Annotated in this window: 13 protein-coding genes; 7 read left to right on the top strand and 6 right to left on the bottom strand. The window is 71.9% G+C overall.

Going from position 1 to position 21396, the window contains the following annotated elements; all coding sequences use genetic code 11:
* Window positions 1-26 precede the first annotated feature (26 nt).
* A complete protein-coding gene (locus ACWDD9_RS24115; RefSeq protein WP_063780013.1) occupies window positions 27-437 on the top strand; it encodes a helix-turn-helix domain-containing protein in 411 nt (136 codons plus the stop codon).
* Entirely contained in the window at window positions 437-880 is a 444-nt protein-coding gene (locus ACWDD9_RS24110) for a hypothetical protein (protein ID WP_049649065.1), read from the top strand. Before ACWDD9_RS24115 ends, ACWDD9_RS24110 begins: the two co-directional genes overlap by 1 nt.
* Before the next feature lie 340 nt (window positions 881-1220).
* On the opposite strand, the gene ACWDD9_RS24105 is transcribed toward ACWDD9_RS24110, so the two are convergent.
* The 4 genes from ACWDD9_RS24105 to ACWDD9_RS24090 all read right to left on the bottom strand — a co-directional run bounded on the left by ACWDD9_RS24105 (window position 1221) and on the right by ACWDD9_RS24090 (window position 6085).
* On the bottom strand, window positions 1221-1709 hold the full coding sequence (locus ACWDD9_RS24105; RefSeq protein ID WP_449812614.1) for an ATP-binding protein: 489 nt from the start codon (window positions 1707-1709) through the stop codon (window positions 1221-1223).
* Between the two features lie 209 nt (window positions 1710-1918).
* On the bottom strand, window positions 1919-3163 hold the full coding sequence (locus ACWDD9_RS24100; RefSeq protein ID WP_449812613.1) for a L,D-transpeptidase: 1245 nt from the start codon (window positions 3161-3163) through the stop codon (window positions 1919-1921).
* Between the two features lie 185 nt (window positions 3164-3348).
* Window positions 3349-4602, bottom strand: a complete 1254-nt coding sequence (locus tag ACWDD9_RS24095; protein ID WP_234348164.1) for a L,D-transpeptidase — start codon at window positions 4600-4602, stop codon at window positions 3349-3351.
* Window positions 4603-4798: 196 nt separating this feature from the next.
* A complete protein-coding gene (locus ACWDD9_RS24090; RefSeq protein WP_449812612.1) occupies window positions 4799-6085 on the bottom strand; it encodes a L,D-transpeptidase in 1287 nt (428 codons plus the stop codon).
* A gap of 175 nt (window positions 6086-6260) precedes the next feature.
* Here ACWDD9_RS24090 and glgX point away from each other — a divergent pair, with 175 nt between their 5' ends.
* Window positions 6261-8426, top strand: coding sequence for a glycogen debranching protein GlgX (glgX, locus tag ACWDD9_RS24085; RefSeq protein ID WP_449812611.1), 2166 nt, complete (start codon window positions 6261-6263; stop codon window positions 8424-8426).
* A 7-nt stretch (window positions 8427-8433) separates the two neighbouring features.
* On the opposite strand, the gene ACWDD9_RS24080 is transcribed toward glgX, so the two are convergent.
* Complete coding sequence (locus ACWDD9_RS24080; RefSeq protein WP_449812610.1) at window positions 8434-9861, bottom strand: family 2B encapsulin nanocompartment shell protein; 1428 nt, start codon at window positions 9859-9861, stop codon at window positions 8434-8436.
* A 234-nt stretch (window positions 9862-10095) separates the two neighbouring features.
* Here ACWDD9_RS24080 and ACWDD9_RS24075 point away from each other — a divergent pair, with 234 nt between their 5' ends.
* Both ACWDD9_RS24075 and ACWDD9_RS24070 read left to right on the top strand, forming a co-directional pair.
* The gene (locus ACWDD9_RS24075) at window positions 10096-11970 is read left to right on the top strand and encodes an ABC transporter ATP-binding protein (RefSeq protein ID WP_449812609.1); all 1875 of its coding nucleotides are present in this window, start codon (window positions 10096-10098) and stop codon (window positions 11968-11970) included.
* Window positions 11967-13814, top strand: coding sequence for an ABC transporter ATP-binding protein (locus ACWDD9_RS24070; protein WP_117489576.1), 1848 nt, complete (start codon window positions 11967-11969; stop codon window positions 13812-13814). The genes ACWDD9_RS24075 and ACWDD9_RS24070 overlap by 4 nt, the downstream gene beginning before the upstream one ends.
* Window positions 13815-13952: 138 nt before the next feature.
* Here ACWDD9_RS24070 and glgP read toward each other — a convergent pair whose 3' ends face one another.
* Entirely contained in the window at window positions 13953-16619 is a 2667-nt protein-coding gene (glgP, locus tag ACWDD9_RS24065) for an alpha-glucan family phosphorylase (protein ID WP_049651957.1), read from the bottom strand.
* Between the two features lie 1057 nt (window positions 16620-17676).
* Between glgP and ACWDD9_RS24060 the strand changes: the two genes are divergently transcribed.
* A complete protein-coding gene (locus ACWDD9_RS24060) occupies window positions 17677-19632 on the top strand; it encodes an alpha-1,4-glucan--maltose-1-phosphate maltosyltransferase (RefSeq protein WP_449812627.1) in 1956 nt (651 codons plus the stop codon).
* Window positions 19629-21353 carry a maltose alpha-D-glucosyltransferase gene (treS, locus tag ACWDD9_RS24055; protein ID WP_074001467.1) on the top strand — a complete coding sequence of 575 codons (1725 nt, stop codon included), beginning with the start codon at window positions 19629-19631 and terminating at the stop codon, window positions 21351-21353. The genes ACWDD9_RS24060 and treS overlap by 4 nt, the downstream gene beginning before the upstream one ends.
* Window positions 21354-21396 lie beyond the last annotated feature (43 nt).

Below are 21396 nucleotides of genomic sequence, written 5' to 3'. Positions count from 1 at the left end.
TGAATCAACGGGAGGGTAGGGAGACCATGGCACCCACACTGCATGATCTACTCGGCATCGACCCGGACGACCCCCACACCGCAGCGGGCCTGGAAGACGCCGAGGCCTACGCCGCACTGGTGGAGACGCTCGTCGTGGCCCGCCAGAAGCGCGGCCTCACCCAGCGCGAGGTCGCACAGCGCATGGGGACATCCCAGTCGACCGTCTCCGAGTTCGAACGCGTCGGAGGCGACGCCCGCTACTCCACCCTGCAGCGCTACGCGCGGGCCGTCGATGCCCGGCTCCACAGCATGGTCGACCACACCTGCTCGGCCGTCGCACCGGCCTGGCAGCCGGCCCCCGTGGAGGTCGAGGTCCACGTGGCCGTCCGTGAACGGGGGCCCGGGCCACGACCCGCGGCCTGGGAGCCGGACAGCCAGAGGCCGGTGACGGCGTGATGGCGGGTCGGTCCACCGACAGGCCGACTCGGCGATTCGCGTCCGTCGGCGAGATCACCGAGGCCGCCGAACTCCTGGACGTCACGTTCCTGGAGGTCTCAGGCCGTCGGCTCTTCGACCAGCAGGAGGATCGCGAGGAGGCGGAGAGCCGGACGACACTCCTCACATGGCTCCGCGAGCGGGACGGCGGAACCGTCCTGGAAGTGCGGTGCCGCCTTGAGCTGGCCGGCACCCAGGCGGACTTCGCCGTCGATGCGACGGCCGCGTTCTCCGTCGGCGAGCCGTTCGAACTGGCGGAAGACCTCCAGCGGCAGTTCATCGAGCAGATCGGGGTCACCGTGCTCTACCCGTACCTGCGGGAGTCGCTGCACAGCACCGCGACGAGGCTCGGCGTCGACACCCCGATGCTCTCGCTGCGCAACCCCTGGCAGCCGACGAAGTAGGCAAGCAGGCCCGTGATCATGAATATTCACAGGCGGCAGCGTTAACCTATGCAAAATCCAAAGGTGAACTACGTAACATGCCTTGCATTCGAAGTCATCTGGTTTGCCCGCATGCTGAGATCCATGCGATAGTCGAAGCAGCCCAACGGCGGGCGACACCGCACGCCGCCCTGGGTTGATGACTTCGGCGGGCCCGACCTGGCACTGCCGACGCCCATCGCGCGGCACGCACCCCCTTGGCCGGCGCGATGACTTGCAAGGGCCCCCGCCCGCCGGACCACGGCGAATCCGGGGGCCCTGCGCGTTTCCCCACAAAAAAAGCGCCGACCGGCCGGACGCCTCAGCCCCGCTCGCGCACCTTCAGCTCGAACCAGACGCCCTTGCCCCGCGGCAGCAGGTCCGCGCCCCAGCGGTCGGCGAGGTCGTCGACGACCCTCAGCCCCCGCCCGCGCTCGTTCACCGGCTGGGCCTCGGCGAGGATCATGCAGGGCAGCGCCCGGGAGGAGTCCCGGACCTCGATCCGGAGCCAGCCGGGCTTGCGGCTGACGTGCAGTCCGATGGTGCGGCCGGCCGCGTGCCGCACCGCGTTGGACACCAGCTCACTGGTGAGCAGTTCCCCGGCCTCCAGGTGCTGGTGGAGCTCCCAGGACTTCAGGACCGAGAGCACCAGCCGACGGGCCACCGGGCCCGACTCCGGCCGGGAGGGCAGCCGTACCTCGTTGGGCGCGGACTGGTCGCACAGTCTGCTGGAATACATCTCCTCCAGCTCCGCGGAGGTGAGCCGCTCCAACGCCGAGAGCCCGCCGTCCTGCACGTCGATCCAGGACACTTCGGCGACCACGCCGGCCCCGGAAACCAATGACTGATCTGCTTCGCCCCAACCCGCCATGCGGACCATCATTGCGGAACGCAAGCAGCCGCGTACGGACAATGAGCAAACGATCTCTCCGCGTCGGCATATGCCGGATGCAAGAAGGGGTCCCCCCGGGCCGACTTCCGTCAATCCCGGGTTGACCCCTCCCCCACCTCAGCGGCGGTTTACCAGGCGCTCCACGGGACGTTCCAGCCGCTCAGCCCGTTCGACGGGTCGAGCGTCTCCTTCCGGATCGAGTTCTTCACGATCATCACGTCACCGATCAGCGAGCCGTCGTAGAACTTGCCCGCCGACGTGCCGGAGCCGCCGCCCTCGACGTCCTTGAGGCCCACGCAGCCGTGGCTGACGTTGTCCTCGCCGAAGGTCCTGCTGCTGCTCCAGTAGTTGCCGTGCACGTACGTGCCGGAGTCGGTGAGCCGCATCGAGTGCGGGACCTGGAGGTCGTACGGCGCGCCGGTCATGCCGGGCATGCTGCTGGACTGCATCCGCACCACACCCTCCTTGGACATGACCACCATCGTGCCGTTCCAGGTGGGGTGTTCGGGCGCGCCGGCGCTGATGTCGATCTCGCTCGACTGACCACCCTGTACGACCGTCATCTTGTGCGCAGCGGCGTCAACCGTCGAAATCTGGGACCGCCCGATCGTGAAGGGCTCGTCCCGGTCCGCGCCGTACACCCCGGGGGCGATCTCGACGCTCTTCAGCCGGTACTTGACGGTCACCTTGGTGTCCGGCGCCCAGTACTGCTCGGGGCGGAAGTCCAGCCGGCGGTCGCCGAACCAGTGGCCCTTGACCACGGTGCCGTTGCTGGTCTCGAAGCTGATGCCGCGGGCGACCTCGTCCCGGTTCTTCACGTCCTTGCTGAAGTTCACCGAGACGATCATGCCGACGCCGTACGTGGCGTTGTCGTCCACGTTGTCCGAGGCCTTGGCGAGCGCCGTCGGGGTCAGCGTGGTGAAGTCGCTGTCCGCCGTGGCGACCGCGCCGTCGGCGTCCGCGGCCATCGCGCTGACCCGGTAGGCGGTGCCCACCTCCAGGCCCGCCGCGGGCGTCCAGGAGGCGCCGTCGGCGGAGATCGTCCCGGGGACCTCCTTGCCGGTCTTGTCGCTCACCTTGACGGTGGTCAGCTTGCCCCCGGTCGCGCCGACCTTGAGCGCGTTCGGCGCCACGTCCACCGAGCCGGCCTTGGGCTCGATGCTCACCGCGGCCATGGAGACCTTCGGCGCCTTGCTGCTGGGCGCCGCCTCCGTGGGCTTGGCGCTCGCCGCGCCGGCCGCCAGATCGGCCTTGGCCGCGCTCCCCCCGCCCCCGTTCCCCCCGCTTGCCCCGCTGCCCCCACCGCAGGCGGCCGTCAGCGCCATCGCCCCGCCGACCAGACCGACGGCCACCACTCTGCGTATCGACCTCATCGTCGATTCCCTCCCTCAGAAGATCCGAGAAACTCCCCGTGGACCCGACGGACCCGACCGGTATACGCAACCGGCCACCGGAAAGGTTGCGCCATGCGTGGGGCTGCTCGCCCCGGAAACCGCGGCGGCCCGACCCCAACGAGTGAGGACCGGGCCGCACGACGGACGACGGACGCCGAAGGGGCCTACCAGGCGGCCCAGTCGACGTTCCAGCCGCCGAGCCCGTTGGAGGGCGCGACGGTCTTCTCCTTGGTGTTCACGACCTTGATCGGGTCACCGATCATCGAGTCGTTGAAGAACTTGCCGGCGACGGAGGAGTCGCTGCCGCCCTTCACGTCCTGCATCGACACGCAGCCGTGGCTGGCGTTGGTCTTGCCGAACGGGCTGGCCCAGTAGTTGCCGTGCACGAAGGTGCCGGAGGTGGTCAGCCGCATCGCGTGCGGCACGTCCTGGATGTCGTACTCGCCGCCGAGACCGACGGTCTGCGAGTTCATCCGGGTGACCTTCTCCTTGGACATGACCACCATCGTCCCGCCCCAGGACGGCGTGGCGTCCGCGCCGAGGGTGACCGGCAGGGTGGTGCTCTTGCCGTCCCGCTCGACGGTCATCTGGTGCGCCTTGGCGTCCGCGGTGGAGACCATCGACCGGCCGATGGTGAACGGCTCGTCCTTGTCCACGTCGCCGTAGATGCCGGGGGCGACCTCGACGTTCTTCAGCCGGTACTTGACGGTCACCTTGGTGCCCGGCGCCCAGTACGCCTCCGGACGGAAGTCCACCCGGCGGTCGCCGAACCAGTGGCCCTTCACCACGGTGCCGTTGCTGCTCTCGATGGAGATGCCCTTGACGACGGCGTCCTTGTTCTTGACGTCCTTGTTGAAGTTCACCGAGACGATCATGCCGACGCCGTAGGTGGCGCCGTCGCTGATGTTGTCGTTGGTGGAGATCTTCTTCTCCGGCGTCAGCGTGGTGAACGAGGTGGTGGACGCGGCCACCAGGCCCTCGCCGTCCTTCGCCTGGGCGTTCACCTTGTACGCCATGCCGACCGCGAGCGCCCCCGCGGGCTTCCAGCCGGAGCCGTCCGGGGTGATCGCGCCCTCGACCGGCTTGCCGTCCTTGTCGGTCACCTCGACCGTCGTCAGCTTGCCGTTCGAGACGGACACCTGCAGCCCGTTCGGCGGGACGTCCAGGGCACCGTCCTTCGGCTCCACGGCCAGCACCGCGGCCGAGGGCTTCGGCGTGGCCGACCCGCCCCCGTCCGCCGCGGCCGAGGCCGCGCTGCCGCCGCCCGAACCCCCCGTACCGCCCGAACCACTGCCCTTGTCGTCGCCACAGGCCGCGGTGAGCAGCAGTACCCCGCCCATGACCAGCGCCATCGCACTCTTCCGCCCGTAGCGGTTGGTGGTGCGTATCGCGGTGCCGGCCGTCTTCCCCGTCTTCACGGTTTCTCCCCTCCCGGTATTCACTCTCTTGACGCGTTGAGTGCCCCCGTGAGTTGCACCGGACGTGGATCTTTCCGGGCCGGGCTGCGGGCGCGCCGGAGCAGGATAGCTAAGCCGTCCGAGTGAATCCTGAGAGGAGTCGGTTGACGCGGGCGTGAAACCGTGGTGAAGACAGGACGTAACGGGCGAACGGGACTTACGGCAGCGCCGAAGCCGACGGAGGAGCCGCCGAAGCGGACGCGGTGGCCGTCGCCCCCCGCCCCAGCGCGCTCCCCGCCACCCACTGCTCCCACGGCACGTTCCAGCCGTTCAGCCCGTTCTGCGGCGGCACGAAGTCCCCGGACGAGGCCTTCACCTCCAGCACGTCCCCCTCCAGGGTGTGCTCGAACAGCCAGCCCGCCGGGGAGTCCTTGCTCGCCCCGCCCTTGACGTCGGAGAGCCCGATGCAGCCGTGACTGGTGTTGGCGGCGCCGAACACCCCCGGGTCCGCCCAGTAGTTGCCGTGCACGAAGGTGCCGGAGGCGGTCAGCCGCATCGCGTGCGGCACGTCCTTGATGTCGTACTCGTCGCCCATGCCGACGGTCTGCGAGTTCATCCTGGTCACCTTGTACTTCTCCGACACCACCATCACCCCCCGGTAGGTGGAGTGGTCCCGGCTGCCGCCGGAGACCTTGAGCACCCGGACCACCTTGCCGCCCTGCCCCGCCCGGACGGTCAGGGTGTGGGCGTCCAGGTCGACGGTGGAGACCTGCGCCCGCCCGACGGTGAAGTGCAGCTCCCGGCTCTGGGTGCCGTACTCCCCCGGCGCGCCCTGCACGTCCTTGAGCCGCAGCGCCACCGTGACCCTCGTCCCGGCCGCCCAGTACGCCTGCGGGCGGAAGTCCAGCCGCTGCCCGTCGAACCAGTGCGCGGCCACCGGCACCGGCGGATCGGCGGTGACCTGCACCGCCTTCTCCACCGCCGCCCGGTCGGTGATCGGACGGCTGAACCGCAGCGAGACCGGCATCCCGACCCCGACCGTGGAACCGTCCTCCGGGGTGAAGAACGCCACGAAGGTGTGCGTCGGGGTGACGGTCGTGAACGCCGAGTGCTGGGCCGCCCGCTGCCCCTGGTCGTCCTCCGCCACGGAGTCCACCGTGAAGGCCGTCCCGAGCGGCAGCGGCCCGTCCGGCGCCCACGCGCCGCCGTCGGCCGCGATCGTGCCCGGCACCTCCGTGCCCTTCCCGTCCGCCAGCCGCACCGAGACCAGCCGCCCCTGCGCCACCGTCACCCGGACGGCCCCCTCCGGCCGCACGTCCTGCGCCCCGTCCACCGGCTGCACCGAGAGCACCGCCCGCGAGGGCGCCGCCGGGGCCGTACGCCCACCCGGCCCCACCGCGTCCCCGTCCGGCACGACCGGAGGCCCGCCGCACCCCGCCAGGACCGCCACGCAGCAGGCCACCGCCGCCACGCCCCGCGCCCACACCCGTCCACGGCGCCGCATCCCGGGGCCCTCCCACTGTTCAAGTCCGATGCCCGGAACAACGAGAACCCTCCCAACGAAGACACGCCGCCCCCGAAACCCCCGCTCCCGAAACCCCGGACCGCTTCCGGCCAACACATTCCGGGAAAGAGAAGGTGAATGGACCCAGAACACCCCGCCCAGGGAGGCCCCCGCCATGGCGTCAGAACAGCAGCTGAACCCCGGCAGCTGCCAACCCCTCGGCGCCCGCTACCACCTGGACCGCACGGGCCGGCGAGGCACCAACTTCGCCCTCTGGGCCCCCGCCGCCGAAGCCGTCGAACTGTGCCTGTTCGACGAGGACGGCCAGGAGACCCGCCACCACCTCACCGAGCAGGACGTCCAGGTCTGGCACGGCTTCCTCCCCGGCGTACGCCCCGGCACCCGCTACGGCTACCGCGTGCACGGCCGCTGGGACCCGTGGACCGGCGCCCGCTGGAACCCCGCCAAGCTGCTGCTCGACCCGTACGCCCGCGCCGTCGACGGCTGTTACACCTCCCACGACGCCGCCTGCGCGGCCGTCCGCAACTGGCCCGAGGCGGACGTCGCCGACACCGTCCGGGACAACCGCGACTCCGCGCCGTACGTGCCCAGGTCCGTGGTCGTCCACGACGAGGACGACTGGTCCGACGACCGCCGCCCGAAGACCCCGTGGGCCGAGACCGTCCTCTACGAGCTGCACGTGCGCGGCTTCACCATGCGCCACCCCGACGTCCCCCCGCCGCTGCGCGGCACCTACGCCGGCCTCGCCCACCCCGCCGCCCTCGCCCACCTCACCCGCCTCGGGGTGACGGCCGTCGAACTGCTGCCGGTGCACCAGTACGCCAGCGAGGACCACCTCCAGGCCCGCGGCCTGGTCAACTACTGGGGCTACAACACGATCGGCTACTTCGCCCCGCACGCCGGCTACTCCGCCTCCGGCTCCCGCGGCGGCCAGGTCGGCGAGTTCAAGCGGATGGTCCGCGCCCTGCACGCCGCCGGGATCGAGGTGATCCTGGACGTGGTGTTCAACCACACCGCCGAGGGCGCCGAACTCGGCCCCTCGCTCAGCCTCCGCGGCATCGACAACGCCGCCTACTACCGCCTCCCGCCCAACCGCCCGCGCGGCTACGCCGACTACACCGGCTGCGGCAACACCCTGGACACCCGCCGCCCCCAGGTGATCCGGCTGGTCACCGACTCGCTGCGGTACTGGGTCACCGAGATGGGCGTGGACGGCTTCCGCTTCGACCTGGCCGCCGCCCTGGCCCGCGGCGGCACGAACGGCGGCGACGCCGTCGACACCGACCACCCCTTCCTCGCCGCCGTCGCCCAGGACCCGGTGCTGAACCGGGTGAAGCTGATCGCCGAACCCTGGGACGTCGGCCCGGGCGGCTACCAGGTCGGCGGCTTCCCCCCGCTGTGGGCCGAGTGGAACGACAAGTACCGCGACACCGTCCGGGACTTCTGGCGCGGCGCCCGCCCGGACGTCCGCGAACTCGGCTACCGCCTCTCCGGCTCCTCCGACCTCTACCAGCGGGCCGGCCGCCGCCCGTACGCCTCGGTCAACTACGTGACGGCGCACGACGGTTTCACCCTGCGCGACCTGGTCTCCTACGACCGCAAGCACAACGAGGCCAACGGCGAGGACAACCGGGACGGCACCGACGACAACCGCTCCTGGAACCACGGCGCCGAGGGCGAGACCACCGACGAGCAGGTCAACCGGCTGCGCCTGCGCCAACTGCGCAACCTGACGGCCACCCTGCTGCTCTCCGCCGGCGTCCCGATGCTCACCGCCGGGGACGAGCTCGGCCGCACCCAGGGCGGCAACAACAACGCCTACTGCCAGGACAACGAGGTCGGCTGGCTGGACTGGTCCCTGCTGGAACAGCCCGGCTGGCAGGAGCTGTGCGCGCTCACCGCCCGGCTGGTCCGGCTGCGCCGGGACCACCCGGTGCTCCACCGGCGGGCGTTCTTCTCCGGCCGGGCCACCACCCCCGGCGGCCGGCCCGACCTCACCTGGTTCACCCCGCGGGGCACGGAGATGACCGAGGCCGACTGGTTCGCGCCGACCGCCTGCCTCGGCATGCTGCTCTCCGGCTCCGCGCTGCCCGAATGCGACGAGGCCGGGCGGCCGATCGGCGACGACGGCTTCCTGCTGCTGCTCAACGCGGGCCACGAACCGGTGGTGTTCACCCTGCCCGCGGCGGCGCCGGCCCCCGGCTGGGAGCCCCTGGTCGACACCGCCGCCGTACACCCCGACGAACCGTCCCCGGCCGGCACCGTCGTGCTGGGCGGGCGCTCGCTGCGGCTGCTGCGCGCGCCCGCCCCCGCCACGTAGCCGGGGCTCAGCTCCCGGCGTGCCCGAGCTCGACGTTCTCCAGCACGCCGATCGCGTCCGGCACCAGCACCGCCGCCGAGTAGTAGGTGCTCACCAGGTAGGAGGCGATCGCCTTCTCGTCGATGCCCATGAAGCGGACGTTCAGACCCGGCTCCACCTCGTCCGGGATGCCGATCTGGGTCAGGCCGACCACGCCCTGGTTGTCCTCGCCGACGCGCATCGCGATGAACGCGCTGGTCTGCTGGTCGGACACCGGGATCTTGTTGCACGGGAAGATCGGCACCCCGCGCCAGGTCGGCCGCTGCTTGCCGAGGACGTCGACGGTGGACGGGTAGACGCCGACCCGGTTGCACTCCCGCTCGAAGGCCGCGATCGCGCGCGGGTGGGCGAACAGGTAGTCGGTGTCGCGGCGCATGCTCAGCAGCTCGTCCAGGTCGTCCGGGGTGGGCGCCCCGGCGCGGGTCTGGATCCGCTGGTCGAAGTCGGTGTTGCCGAGCAGCCCGAACTCCGGGTTGTTGATGATCTCGTGCTCCTGCCGCTCCCGCAGGGCCTCGATGGTCAGCCGCAGCTGCTCCTCGGTCTGGTTCATCGGCTGGTTGTAGAGGTCCGCGACCCGGCTGTGCACCTTGAGCACGGTCTGCGCGACGCTCAGCTCGTACTCGCGCGGCCGCAGCTCGTAGTCCACGAAGGCGCCGGGCAGCTCGTACTCGCCCTGCCGGCCGGCCGCGAGGTCGATCTCCGCCTCGCCGTGCTCGTTCTGCGCCTGCGCGGCGTCGGCGGCGAAGCCCAGCAGCTGCTCGCGCAGCGACTCGGAACGGCCGATCAGCTCCTGGAGCACCGGCCAGGACAGCGCCATCGCGACCCCGGAGGTGCTCGCCTTCACGGTGTACGGCCAGCTGCCGCCGCCCTCGGTGATCGCCTCGTCGCCGACGTGGTCGCCGTCGGCGAGCGTGCCGAGCACCGTCACCTCGCCGTACTTGCCGGTGCCGATCCGGTCCACCTTGCCGTGCGCGATCAGGAACACCTCCTCGATCGGCGCCCCCTCCTGCACCAGCACCTCGCCCTGCGCGAAGTCCCGCTGCACGAACCGGCGGGCCAGCTCGGCCAGCACCTCCTCGTCCTCGAAGCCGCGCAGCGCCGGGACCTCGGCCAGCGAGGGGGCGACCACCGTCACCGCGGCGCCGGTCTTGGCGAAGCTCACCCGGCCGCGCCCGGGCGCGTAGCTCAGCCGCCGGTTGACCCGGTAGGTACCCGCGCTGACCTGCACCCACGGCAGCATCTTCAGCAGCCAGCGGGAGGTGATCTCCTGCATCTGCGGCTTCGACTTGGTCGTCGTCGCCAGGTTCCTCGCCGCGGTCGTGCTGAGGCTGAGCTGGGCCCGTACCTGCACGATTGCCGAGCCGGGGCCGGGGGTGGGCTCGGTTTCGACCGTCATCTGTGCACTCCTGTCACTCACGCACCACTGGACATCCGTACAGGACGTGTCATCGGCTCATCGGCAGGCGCCCGCAAGAGGCGCACGGCGCACTCCTACCTGCACGAATGGCGGCGCACGCCCCCTAATTCGCGCCCGCACCGCCCGTCCGAGTGGCCGGTTCTCGCCGGGCGCCACCGACAGGGGCGAAAAACCGGATGAGAAATGACGGCCCGTCTGCCTACCCTCACCGCGATGGCCGAGAACAGACAAGACCCCGAGAACCCGACCCCGGGAAGCCCCCAGAGCGACGGAACCGGCCCCGCCGGGCCCGGGCCGCGGCACTCCACGGTCCGCTCCCTGCTGCGCCTGTGGCCGTACGCGCGCGCCGTCCGCGGCCGGCTGGCCGTCTCGGTGACGGCCGCCACCCTCGGCATGCTCAGCACCCTCGCCGTCCCGGTGGTCCTCGGCCTGATCGTGGACGGCCCGCTCGCCGAGCACGACCTGGCCGGCCTCTGGCCGCTGGTCGGCCTGCTGCTGGTCCTCGGAATGGTCGAGTCCGCGCTGTTCTACACCCGCCGGGTGGTGCTGGCCCGCCCGCTGGCCGGGCTGGAGACGGCGATGCGCGGGGACCTCTTCGCCAAGCTCCAACGGCTGCCGGTCTCCTTCCACGACCGCTGGGGCTCCGGCCAGCTGCTCTCCCGGGCCACCGCCGACATGTACACCATGCGGCTGTTCCTGGCCTTCCCGCTGGTCTTCCTGATCGTCAACTCGGTGATGTTCCTGGCCGGCACCGTGGTGATGTTCACCCAGGACTGGCGGCTCGCGCTGATCGCCCTGGTGCCCGTCGTCCCGCTGTTCGTGCTCACCCGGCGGTTCGAGTCCGGCTTCTCCGGCGCCGCCCGGCTCGCCCAGGACCAGAACGGGGACATCGCCACCCTGGTCGAGGAGTCCGTCCTCGGCATCCGCATCCTCAAGGCCTTCGGCCGGCACCGGTCGATGACCGAGCGCTTCCGCGCCCAGGCCCAGGAGCTGCGGCGCACCGAACTGCGCAAGGCGCACCTGCTCGCCAACCTCTGGGCCGTCATCGTCGGCCTGCCGGAGATCGCGCTCGCCGGCGCCCTCGCCGTCGGCGCCTACCTGGTGGCCCACGACGACCTGAGCGCCGGCACCCTGGTCGCCTTCCTCTCCACCGCGCTCGCGCTGCGCTGGCCGGTCGAGTCGCTCGGCTGGCTGCTCGCCTACGCCAACGAGGCCGCCACCGCCACCGACCGCTTCTTCGAGGTGCTGGACGAACCGGACACCCCCGAGGCGGACGCCCCCGCCCCGGGCACCGCCGCCGCGCCCACCGCCCCGGACGGCATCCGCTTCACCGGCGTCCGCTTCCGCTACCCCGACGCCCCCGACGACAGCCCCGACCTGCTGGCCGGCGTCGACCTGCACATCCGCAGCGGCGAGACGATGGCCCTGGTCGGCGCCACCGGCAGCGGCAAGACCACCCTCACCGCCCTGCTCCCCCGGCTGTACGAGGCCACCGCCGGCACCATCACGCTGGACGGCCGGGACATCCGCGAACTGCCCCGGCCGCGGCTGCGCGAACTCGTCTCGGTCGCCTTCGAGGAGCCCACCCTGTTCTCCGCCACCGTCCGGGAGAACGTCCTGATGGGCGCCCCGGGCGCCGGCGACGAACAGCTGCGCACCGCCCTCGACACCGCCCAGGCCGGCTTCGTCGAGAAACTCCCGAACGGCCCGGACACCGAGGTCGGCGAGCAGGGCCTGAGCCTGTCCGGCGGCCAGCGCCAGCGCCTCGCGCTGGCCCGCGCGGTGGTCGGCGACCCGGCCTTCCTCGTCCTGGACGACCCGCTCTCCGCCCTGGACGTGCACACCGAGGCCCTCGTCGAGCGGGCCCTGCGCGAGGTCCTCGGCACCACCACCGCCCTGGTGGTCGCCCACCGCCCCAGCACCGTGCTGCTCGCCGACCGGGTCGCGGTGCTGGCGGACGGCCGGATCACGGCCGTCGGCACCCACCAGGAACTGCTGCGCGACTGCGCGCACTACCGGGAACTGATGTCGGGCGAGGCCGCCCTGATACCCGACGGCCCCCTCGCACCGGAAGGAGCGCGCGCATGACCACCACCGCCGAACCCGTACGGGCCGAACCCGTCGCGCCGGCCGAGGAGGAGCTCCCCCCGCCGCCCGCCGACGAGGAGGACATCCCCGTCCCACCCGGCGCGCCCCGGGCGCTGCTGCGCTCGCTGCTGCGCACCCACCGGGCCCGGATCACCGTCGCGATGGTGGTGATCCTGGTCCAGCAGGCCGCGCTCCAGTCCGGCCCGCTGCTGGTCGCGGTGGCGATGGACCGCGGCATCCCGGCGCTGCGCGAGCACGACTCCGGCCCGCTGATCGCCGTGGTCGCGGCCTACCTGTTCTGCGCGCTGCTCAGCCCGGTGCTGCAGTGGGTCTTCATCAAGATCAGCGCCCGGGTCAACCAGGACATCGTGCTGGAGCTGCGCGGCCGGATCTTCCGGCACGCCCAGCGGCTCAGCCTGGACTTCCACGAGCGCTACACCTCGGGCCGGATCATCTCCCGCGCCACCAGCGACATCGACGCGCTGCGCGAGCTGCTCTCCGAGGGCCTCCAGGAGCTGCTGACGGTCCTGCTGTCGGTCTGCTACATCTCGGTGCTGCTGGTGGTGCTGGACTGGCGGCTCGGCCTGGTCTCGCTGGCGTCCTTCCTGCCGCTGGCCCTGATCGCCCACTCCTTCCGCCGCCGCTCGCGCCGGGTCTACCGGCGCTCGCGCACCTCGGCCGCCTCGCTGATCGTCCGCTTCACCGAGACCATGAACGGCATCCGCCCGGTGCAGGCCTTCCGCCGGGAGAAGGCCAACGACGCCGCCTTCGCCGTGGTCAACCGGCAGTCCGCCACCGCCACCGCGGACGGCCTGCTGGAGATCGCCCGCTACGTCGGCCTCTCCCGCCTCACCGCCAACCTGTGGTTCGCCGGCGTGGTGCTGCTCGGCGCCTACCTGGTCGTCGACGACGCGCTGGAGCTGGGCGTGCTCACCGCCTTCGCGCTCTACCTGCGCCGGCTCTTCGACCCGGTCGACCAGCTGGCGATGTTCCTGAACAGCTACCAGTCGGCCGCCGCCGCCCTGGAGAAGATCGCCGGCCTGCTCGCCCACGAGCCGACCGTCGCCGAGCCGGCCGAACCCGCCGAGCTGCCGGAGGCCTCCGGCCAGGGCCGCGCGGTCGCCTTCGAGGGCACCCGCTTCGCCTACCGGACGGGCAAGGAGGTGCTGCCGGCCTTCGACCTGCTGATCCCCGCCGGGCAGACGGTCGCGGTGGTCGGCGCGACGGGCGCGGGCAAGTCCACGGTCGCCAAGCTGCTGGCCCGCTTCTACGACCCGACCGACGGCCGGATCCGGCTGGACGGCGTGGACCTGCGCGACCTGGCCACCCCCGAACTGCGGCGCGGCGTCGTGATGGTGACCCAGGAGTCCTTCCTGTTCTCCGGCACCGTCGCCGAGAACATCGCGGTCGGCCGCCCCGGCGCCACCCGGGAGGAGGTCGAGCAGGCCGCCCGGGACATCGGCGCGTACGAGTTCATCGCCGCCCTGCCGGACGGCTTCGACACCGACGTGCGCAAGCGCGGCGGCCGGATCTCGGCCGGCCAGCGCCAGCTGGTGGCCTTCGCCCGCGCACTGCTGGCCGACCCGGCGGTGCTGATCCTGGACGAGGCGACCAGCTCGCTGGACGTCCCCGGGGAGCAGGCCGTGCAGCGGGCCATGCGCACCGTGCTGGCCGGCCGGACGGCCGTGATCATCGCCCACCGGCTCTCCACCGTGGAGATCGCCGACCGTGTCCTGGTGATGGACCAGGGCCGGATCGTGGAGGATGGCTCCCCACAGGAGCTGATCGACGGCTCCGGCCGTTTCGCCGCCCTCCACCGGGCCTGGCGGGACAGCCTGGTCTAGGGCCCCGGCCCGGACCCCACGAATGTGCCCGTCCGGGTGCGCCGTCACGCACCCGGCCGGGCATTCCCCATTTCCCGCACGGAGGTACGCGGGCGGCCGCCCACCCGGTTCACCACCGGTGGACGGCCGCCCGCGGCCTCAGCGCAGCAGCCCCGCGTCCATCCCGGCCGACTCGGCCGGCAGCGCGACCAGCCCCAGCTCGGCCGGCGAGGCCAGCCGCGGGTGCGCGGGCAGCACCCGGACGGTGTAGCCGAACGGGCCGGTCCGGCAGAGCTCCAGCGAGCCCTCATAGCGGATCCGGCCGTCCAGATCGGGCCCGCCGACCGGCTTGAGGGCGAGCAGGCAGGCGTCCGAGATCCGGTCCCGCTCGTCCACCCGGCCGGAGACCGCCTGCACCTCGACGTCGCCCGGCCGCAGCGTCCCGAGCGCGACCTGCACCCGCAGCTCCAGCGAACTGCCCAGCTCCTGCGCCTCGGTCGGGCAGTCCGCCTCGACGTGCTCGACCCGGACGGCCGGCCAGGCCTCCCGGACCGTCGCCTTCCAGAGCGCCAGCTCGCGCGCGCCGTGGCCGTGCTGCCCGGCCAGCTCCCGCTGGGCCTGCGCCGCCGGGGCGTACAGCCGCTCGACGTACTCCCGGACCATCCGCCCGGCCAGCACCTTGGGCCCGAGGGTGACCAGGGTGTGCCGGACCATGGCGATCCACTGCTGCGGCAGCCCGTCCGCGTCCCGGTCGTAGAACCGGGCGGCGACCTGGTTCTCGATCAGGTCGTAGAGCGCGGCCGCCTCGATGTCGTCGCGCCGCTCGGCCTCGCCGCTGTCCGGGTCGAGCGCCCCGCCGCTCTCGTCGGCCGTGGGGATCGCCCAGCCGTTGCGGCCGTCGAACCACTCGTCCCACCAGCCGTCCAGGACGGACAGGTTGAGGCAGCCGTTGAGCGCCGCCTTCATCCCGGAGGTGCCGCAGGCCTCCAGCGGGCGCAGCGGGTTGTTCAGCCAGACGTCGCAGCCCGGGTAGAGGCGCTGGGCCATCGCCATGTCGTAGTCCGGCAGGAAGACGATCCGGTGCCGCACCGCCGGGTCGTCGGCGAAGGCGACCATCTGCTGGATCAGCCGCTTGCCGCCGTCGTCCGCCGGGTGGGCCTTGCCGGCGACCACGATCTGCACCGGCCTGGTGGGGTGCAGCAGCAGCGCGCGCAGCCGCTCCTGGTCGCGCAGCATCAGGGTGAGCCGCTTGTACGAGGGCACCCGGCGGGCGAAGCCGATGGTGAGCACGTCGGGGTCGAGCACCGAGGAGACCCAGCCGAGCTCGGCCTCGCCGGCCCCGCGCCGGCGCCAGGAGGCGTGCAGCCGGCGGCGGGCCTCCTCCACCAGCTGGGCCCGCAGGGCGCGCCGCAGTTGCCAGACCTCGGTGTTGCCGATCCGCTCCAGACCCGTCCAGCGCTTGCTCTCGCCGGTGGTCATCGCCTCCTCGGCGCGCTCGGCGCCGATCTCGGCGGCGCCGAGCCGGACCACCGCCGGGTCGATCCAGGTGGCGGCGTGCACGCCGTTGGTGACCGAGGTGATCGGCACCTCGGCCGGGTCGAAGCCGGGCCACAGGCCGTTGAACATCGAGCGGCTGACCTCGCCGTGCAGGGTGGAGACCCCGTTGGCGCGCTGGGCCAGCCGCAGGCCCATGGCGGCCATGTTGAAGAGCTTCGGGTCCCCGTCCTGCCAGCTCTCGGCGCCGAGCGCGAGCACCTGCTCGACCGGCACGCCGGGCAGCGCGGCGTCGCCGCCGAAGTGGCGGGCGACCAGCTCGCGGTCGAAGCGGTCGATGCCGGCCGGGACGGGCGTGTGGGTGGTGAAGAGGGTGCCGGCCCGGACGGCCTCCAGGGCGGCGGCGAAGTCGAGGCCGGTCCGGTCGTCGGCGACCAGTTCGCGGATGCGCTCCACGCCGAGGAAGCCGGCGTGGCCCTCGTTGGTGTGGAAGACGTCGGGGGCGGGGTGCCCGGTGAGCCGGCAGTAGGCGCGCACCGCCCGGACGCCGCCGATGCCGAGCAGCATCTCCTGGAGCAGCCGGTGCTCGCTGCCGCCGCCGTACAGCCGGTCGGTGACGTCCCGCTCGGCGGGCGAGTTGGCCTCGATGTCGGAGTCGAGCAGCAGCAGCGGGACCCGCCCGACCTGGGCCTTCCAGATGTGGGCGGCCAGGGTGCGGCCGCCGGGCAGGGCCAGGTCGACCCGGCCGGGGGTGCCGTCGGCCTCCCGCAGCAGGCTGACCGCGAGTTCGTCCGGGTCGAGCAGCGGATAGCGCTCCTGCTGCCAGCCGTCCCGGCTCAGGGACTGGCGGAAGTAGCCGTGCCGGTAGAACAGGCCGACGCCGACGACCGGCACGCCGAGGTCGCTGGCGGCCTTGAGGTGGTCGCCGGCCAGGATGCCGAGCCCACCGGAGTACTGGGGCAGCGCGGCGGCGATGCCGTACTCGGGCGAGAAGTAGGCGATCGCGGCGGGCAGCGGGGCGGCATCGGACTGCTGCCGGGTCTGGTACCAGCGGGGGCCGGTCAGGTACTCGCGCAGGTCGTCGGCGAGGTCGCCGAGTCTGCGCAGGAAGCGCCGGTCGGCGGCGAGCGCGGCCAGCCGGGCGGCCGGGACCTCCCCGAGCAGCCGCACCGGGTCCTCGCCGGTCGCGGCCCAGACCTCCGGGTCCACGGACCGGAAGAGGTCCCTGGTCTCGGGGTGCCAGGACCAGCGCAGGTTGAGGGCCAGCTCGTGCAGCGGCTGGAGTTGTTCGGGCAGGACGGTGCGGACGGTGAATCTGCGGATTGCCTTCACGGCGTGAAGCGTAGCCGTGGCGGTCGGCCGGACAGTGCGTCAAGTGGACTATTGGGCATCCGTTCGGGCTATTGATGAGATCGCATTCGGCGCATTGGACTGCACGGGGGGCGCGCGAGGCGCACATTTCGGGGGCCCGCGCTACCAATACGTGAACTCTTCGGTACGGCTTCATTTCCGATGGCGCATCCACCCGGGAGAAGGCCCGAAACTACTGTCGTACCGCTGCAAAAACCTTGTCGCCGGTGCGAGGATGACCGAAGGTCGTTGATGCAGTGGGGAGTACGACGACGGGTGGCGTCCCCCGCGAAGCAGCACGTCCGAATCCTTTTCGTGTTGTCCGTTCCCGTCCTTCTTAGCCCATTCGGCGCTCACCGCGCACGGACGCGTGTCCTCCCTACCGGCCCGCTCGTTCACGGGTGGACCGGGTCGGCCGGGGCGCGCCCGGCGGAGGCGTGCGCCGGGACGCACACGGGCTCCGGGGCGTCCCACCGCCGGCTCGGCGGGCGCCGGGCAGGTTGCCGGGAACAGCGGCGCGGGCAGGCTTCCGGTCGCACGTCCTCCCCACCCAGCAGTCCTCCGGTACTCCCCCGGCCCGTACCCAGGCCCGCGGGGAGCTGCCGCCGATCTCGGGCAGGAGCTTGGCATGCACGGCGACACGCGGGACCAGTCCACACCGGTGGCCGAAGGCCTCGACGCAGCGGTCGCGGAATCCGCCGGACGGATGGATTCTGACACTCGGACAGATCCGGCGATGCCGGCGCCGAGGGCCTCCGGGGCGGTCCGTGCCGGATCCTCCGAATCCGAAGCCCCCTCGACGGCCCGGCACCCCGCGGCCGAGGAGGACCGGGCGGCGGCACCCCGCAGGCGCACCACCACCACGCGCCGCACCACCGCCACCACCCCGAAGACCGCAGCTCCGAAGACCGCAGCTCCGAAGGCCGCCACCGCGGAGGCCGCCGGGTCCGCCTCCGCGAAGGCCCCGGCCACCGGGGCAGCCGCCCGGAAGGCCCCCGCTCGCAAGCCCTCCGCCCGCAAGACGACAGAGAGCGACACCGTGATCGGCCGCATCCCCGTCCTGGACGTCAGTCCCCTCGTCGACGCCGGCCGCCGCCCGGCCAAGGCCGTCGTCGGCGAGACCTTCCTGGTCACCGCGACCGTCTTCCGCGAGGGCCACGACGCCGTCAACGCCAACGTGGTGCTGCGCGACCCGCGCGGCCGCAGCGGCCCGTGGACGCCGATGCGCGAGCTGGCCGAGGGCACCGACCGCTGGGGCGCGCACGTCACCCCGACCGCGCCCGGCCGCTGGTCGTACCTGGTGGAGGCGTGGAGCGACCCGGTCGCCACCTGGCGCCGGACCGCCGCGGTGAAGCTGCCCGCCGGGATCGACACCGCGCTGGTCCTGGAGGAGGGCGCCCGGCTGCTGGAGCAGGCCGCGGCCGGGGTGCCCAAGAAGGAGGGCCGCGCCGACGTGCTGGCCGCCGCCGACGCGCTGCGCGACCAGACCCTGCCGCCGCTGTCCCGGCTGGCCGCCGCGCTCGCCCCCGAGGTGCTCGACGCGCTGGTCCGCCACCCGCTGCGCGAGCTGCTCAGCGCCTCCCGCCCGATGCCGCTCCAGGTCGACCGCGAGCGCGCGCTGTTCGGCTCCTGGTACGAGTTCTTCCCCCGGTCGGAGGGCGCCGTGGTGGACCCGGCCGGCGTCGAGCCGCCGCGCCCGGGCAACCTGCGCAGCGCCGCCGAACGCCTGCCGGCCGTCGCCGCGATGGGCTTCGACGTGGTCTACCTGCCGCCGGTCCACCCGATCGGCCGAGCCTTCCGCAAGGGCCCGGACAACACCCTGACGGCCGGCCCGCACGACGTCGGCTCGCCCTGGGCGATCGGCTCCCCCGAGGGCGGCCACGACGCCGTCCACCCGGACCTCGGCACCATCGAGGACTTCGACCACTTCGTCGCCGAGGCCAAGGCGCTGCACCTGGAGGTGGCGCTGGACTTCGCCCTCCAGTGCTCCCCCGACCACCCCTGGGTGAACAAGCATCCGGAATGGTTCAGCCACCGCACCGACGGCACCATCGCGTACGCCGAGAATCCGCCGAAGAAGTACCAGGACATCTATCCGGTCAACTTCGACCAGGACATGGACGGAATCGTCAAGGAAACCATCCGGATCCTCCGGTTCTGGATGTCGCACGGCGTCCGGATCTTCCGGGTCGACAACCCGCACACCAAACCGGTGGTGTTCTGGGAGAAGGTGCTCGCCGACGTCGCCCGGACCGACCCCGACGTGGTGTTCCTGGCGGAGGCCTTCACCCGCCCCGCGATGATGCACACCCTGGCGAAGATCGGTTTCCACCAGTCGTACACGTACTTCACCTGGCGCACCACCAAACCGGAACTCACCGACTACCTCACCGAACTCAGCGGTGACGCCGCCGCCTACATGCGGCCCAACTTCTTCGCCAACACGCCGGACATCCTGCACGAGTACCTCCAGCACGGCGGCCGGGCCGCCTTCGCGATCCGCGCGGTGCTCGCCGCCACCCTCTCCCCCAGCTACGGCGTCTACGCCGGCTTCGAGCTGTACGAGAACGAGCCGGCCCACCCGGGCTCCGAGGAGTACCTCCACTCGGAGAAGTACGAACTGCGCCCGCGCGACTGGAGCCGCACCGACACCCTGGCCCCGCTGCTGACCGTGCTGAACCGGCTGCGCCGCCGCCACCCCGCCCTCCAGCAGCTGCGCGACCTGCGCTTCCACCCCACCGACAACGACCAGGTGCTCGCCTACTCCAAGACCGCGACCACCCCCGAGGGGCTCACCGACCAGGTCGTCACCGTGGTGAACCTCGACCCGCACCACGTCCAGGAGGCCACCGTCACGCTCGACGGCGACGGCCCGTACGCGGTGCACGACGAGCTCACCGGCGCCGTCTACACCTGGGGCCGGCACAACTACGTCCGGCTCGATCCCTCAGCCGAGCCGGCTCACCTCCTCACGGTTCGGAGGAACCCAGCGTGACAGTGAACGAGCCCGTCCCCGACACCTTCCCCGAGACCTCGAAGAAGAAGCTCGACCCGCAGTGGTTCAAGCGTGCGGTCTTCTACGAGGTGCTGGTGCGGTCCTTCCAGGACAGCAACGGCGACGGTGTCGGGGACCTCAAGGGGCTCACGGCCAAGCTCGACTACCTCCAGTGGCTCGGGATCGACTGCCTCTGGCTCCCCCCGTTCTTCGCCTCGCCGCTGCGCGACGGCGGGTACGACGTCTCCGACTACACCTCGGTGCTGCCGGAGTTCGGCGACCTCGCCGACTTCATGGAGTTCGTCGACGCCGCCCACGCCCGCGGCATGCGCATCGTGATCGACTTCGTCATGAATCACACCAGCGACCAGCACCCGTGGTTCCAGGCCTCCCGCTCCGACCCGGACGGGCCCTACGGCGACTTCTACATGTGGGCCGACGACGACAAGCAGTACCCGGACGCCCGGATCATCTTCGTCGACACCGAGACCTCCAACTGGACCTACGACCCGGTCCGCAAGCAGTACTTCTGGCACCGCTTCTTCTCGCACCAGCCGGACCTCAACTACGACAACCCCCGGGTCCAGGACGAGATGATCGCCGGGCTGCGGTTCTGGCTCGACCTCGGCATCGACGGCTTCCGGCTGGACGCGGTGCCGTACCTGTTCGCCCGCGAGGGCACCAACTGCGAGAACCTCCCGGAGACCCACGAGTTCCTCCAGCGGGTCCGCAAGGAGATCGACGCCAACTACCCGGACACCGTGCTGCTCGCCGAGGCCAACCAGTGGCCGGAGGACGTCGTCGACTACTTCGGCGACTTCGCCTCCGGCGGCGACGAGTGCCACATGGCGTTCCACTTCCCGGTGATGCCCCGGATCTTCATGGCGGTGCGCCGGGAGTCCCGCTACCCGGTGTCCGAGATCCTCGCCAAGACCCCGCAGATCCCCGGCGGCTGCCAGTGGGGCATCTTCCTGCGCAACCACGACGAGCTGACCCTGGAGATGGTCACCGACGAGGAGCGCGACTACATGTACGCGGAGTACGCCAAGGACCCGCGGATGCGCGCCAACGTGGGCATCCGCCGCCGGCTCGCCCCGCTGCTGGAGAACGACCGCAACCAGATCGAGCTGTTCACCGCGCTGCTGCTCTCCCTGCCCGGCTCGCCGGTCCTCTACTACGGGGACGAGATCGGCATGGGCGACAACATCTGGCTCGGCGACCGGGACGGCGTGCGCACCCCGATGCAGTGGACCCCGGACCGCAACGCGGGTTTCTCCTCCGCCGACCCGGGCAGGCTCAGTCTGCCGCCCATCATGGACCCGGTGTACGGCTATCAGGTGACCAACGTCGAGGCGCAGCAGAGCAGTTCGAGCTCCCTGCTGCACTGGACGCGTCGCATGATCGAGATCCGCAAGCTCAATCCGGCGTTCGGCCTCGGCAGCTACGCCGAACTGCCCTCCAGCAACCCCGCCGTGCTGGCCTTCGTGCGCGAGTACGAGGGGGACCTGGTCATGTGCGTGAACAACTTCTCGCGGTTCGCGCAGCCGACCGAGCTGGACCTGCGGCAGTACGGCGGGCGGTACCCGGTCGAGCTGATCGGCGGGGTGCGCTTCCCGTCGATCGGCGAGTGGCCCTACCTGCTCACCCTGGCCGGGCACGGCTTCTACTGGTTCCAGCTCCGGCAGCCCCCGCGCCTGAGCGGGACCAGGCGATCGAAGTAACGATCCGCCGCACGTGGCACAGCAGCCGTGAACAGCACCACCA

This window comes from Kitasatospora sp. NPDC001119 (genome assembly GCF_053598475.1).
Note: the sequence above shows the minus strand (reverse complement) of the source record. Positions and strands in the feature narration are given on the sequence as shown.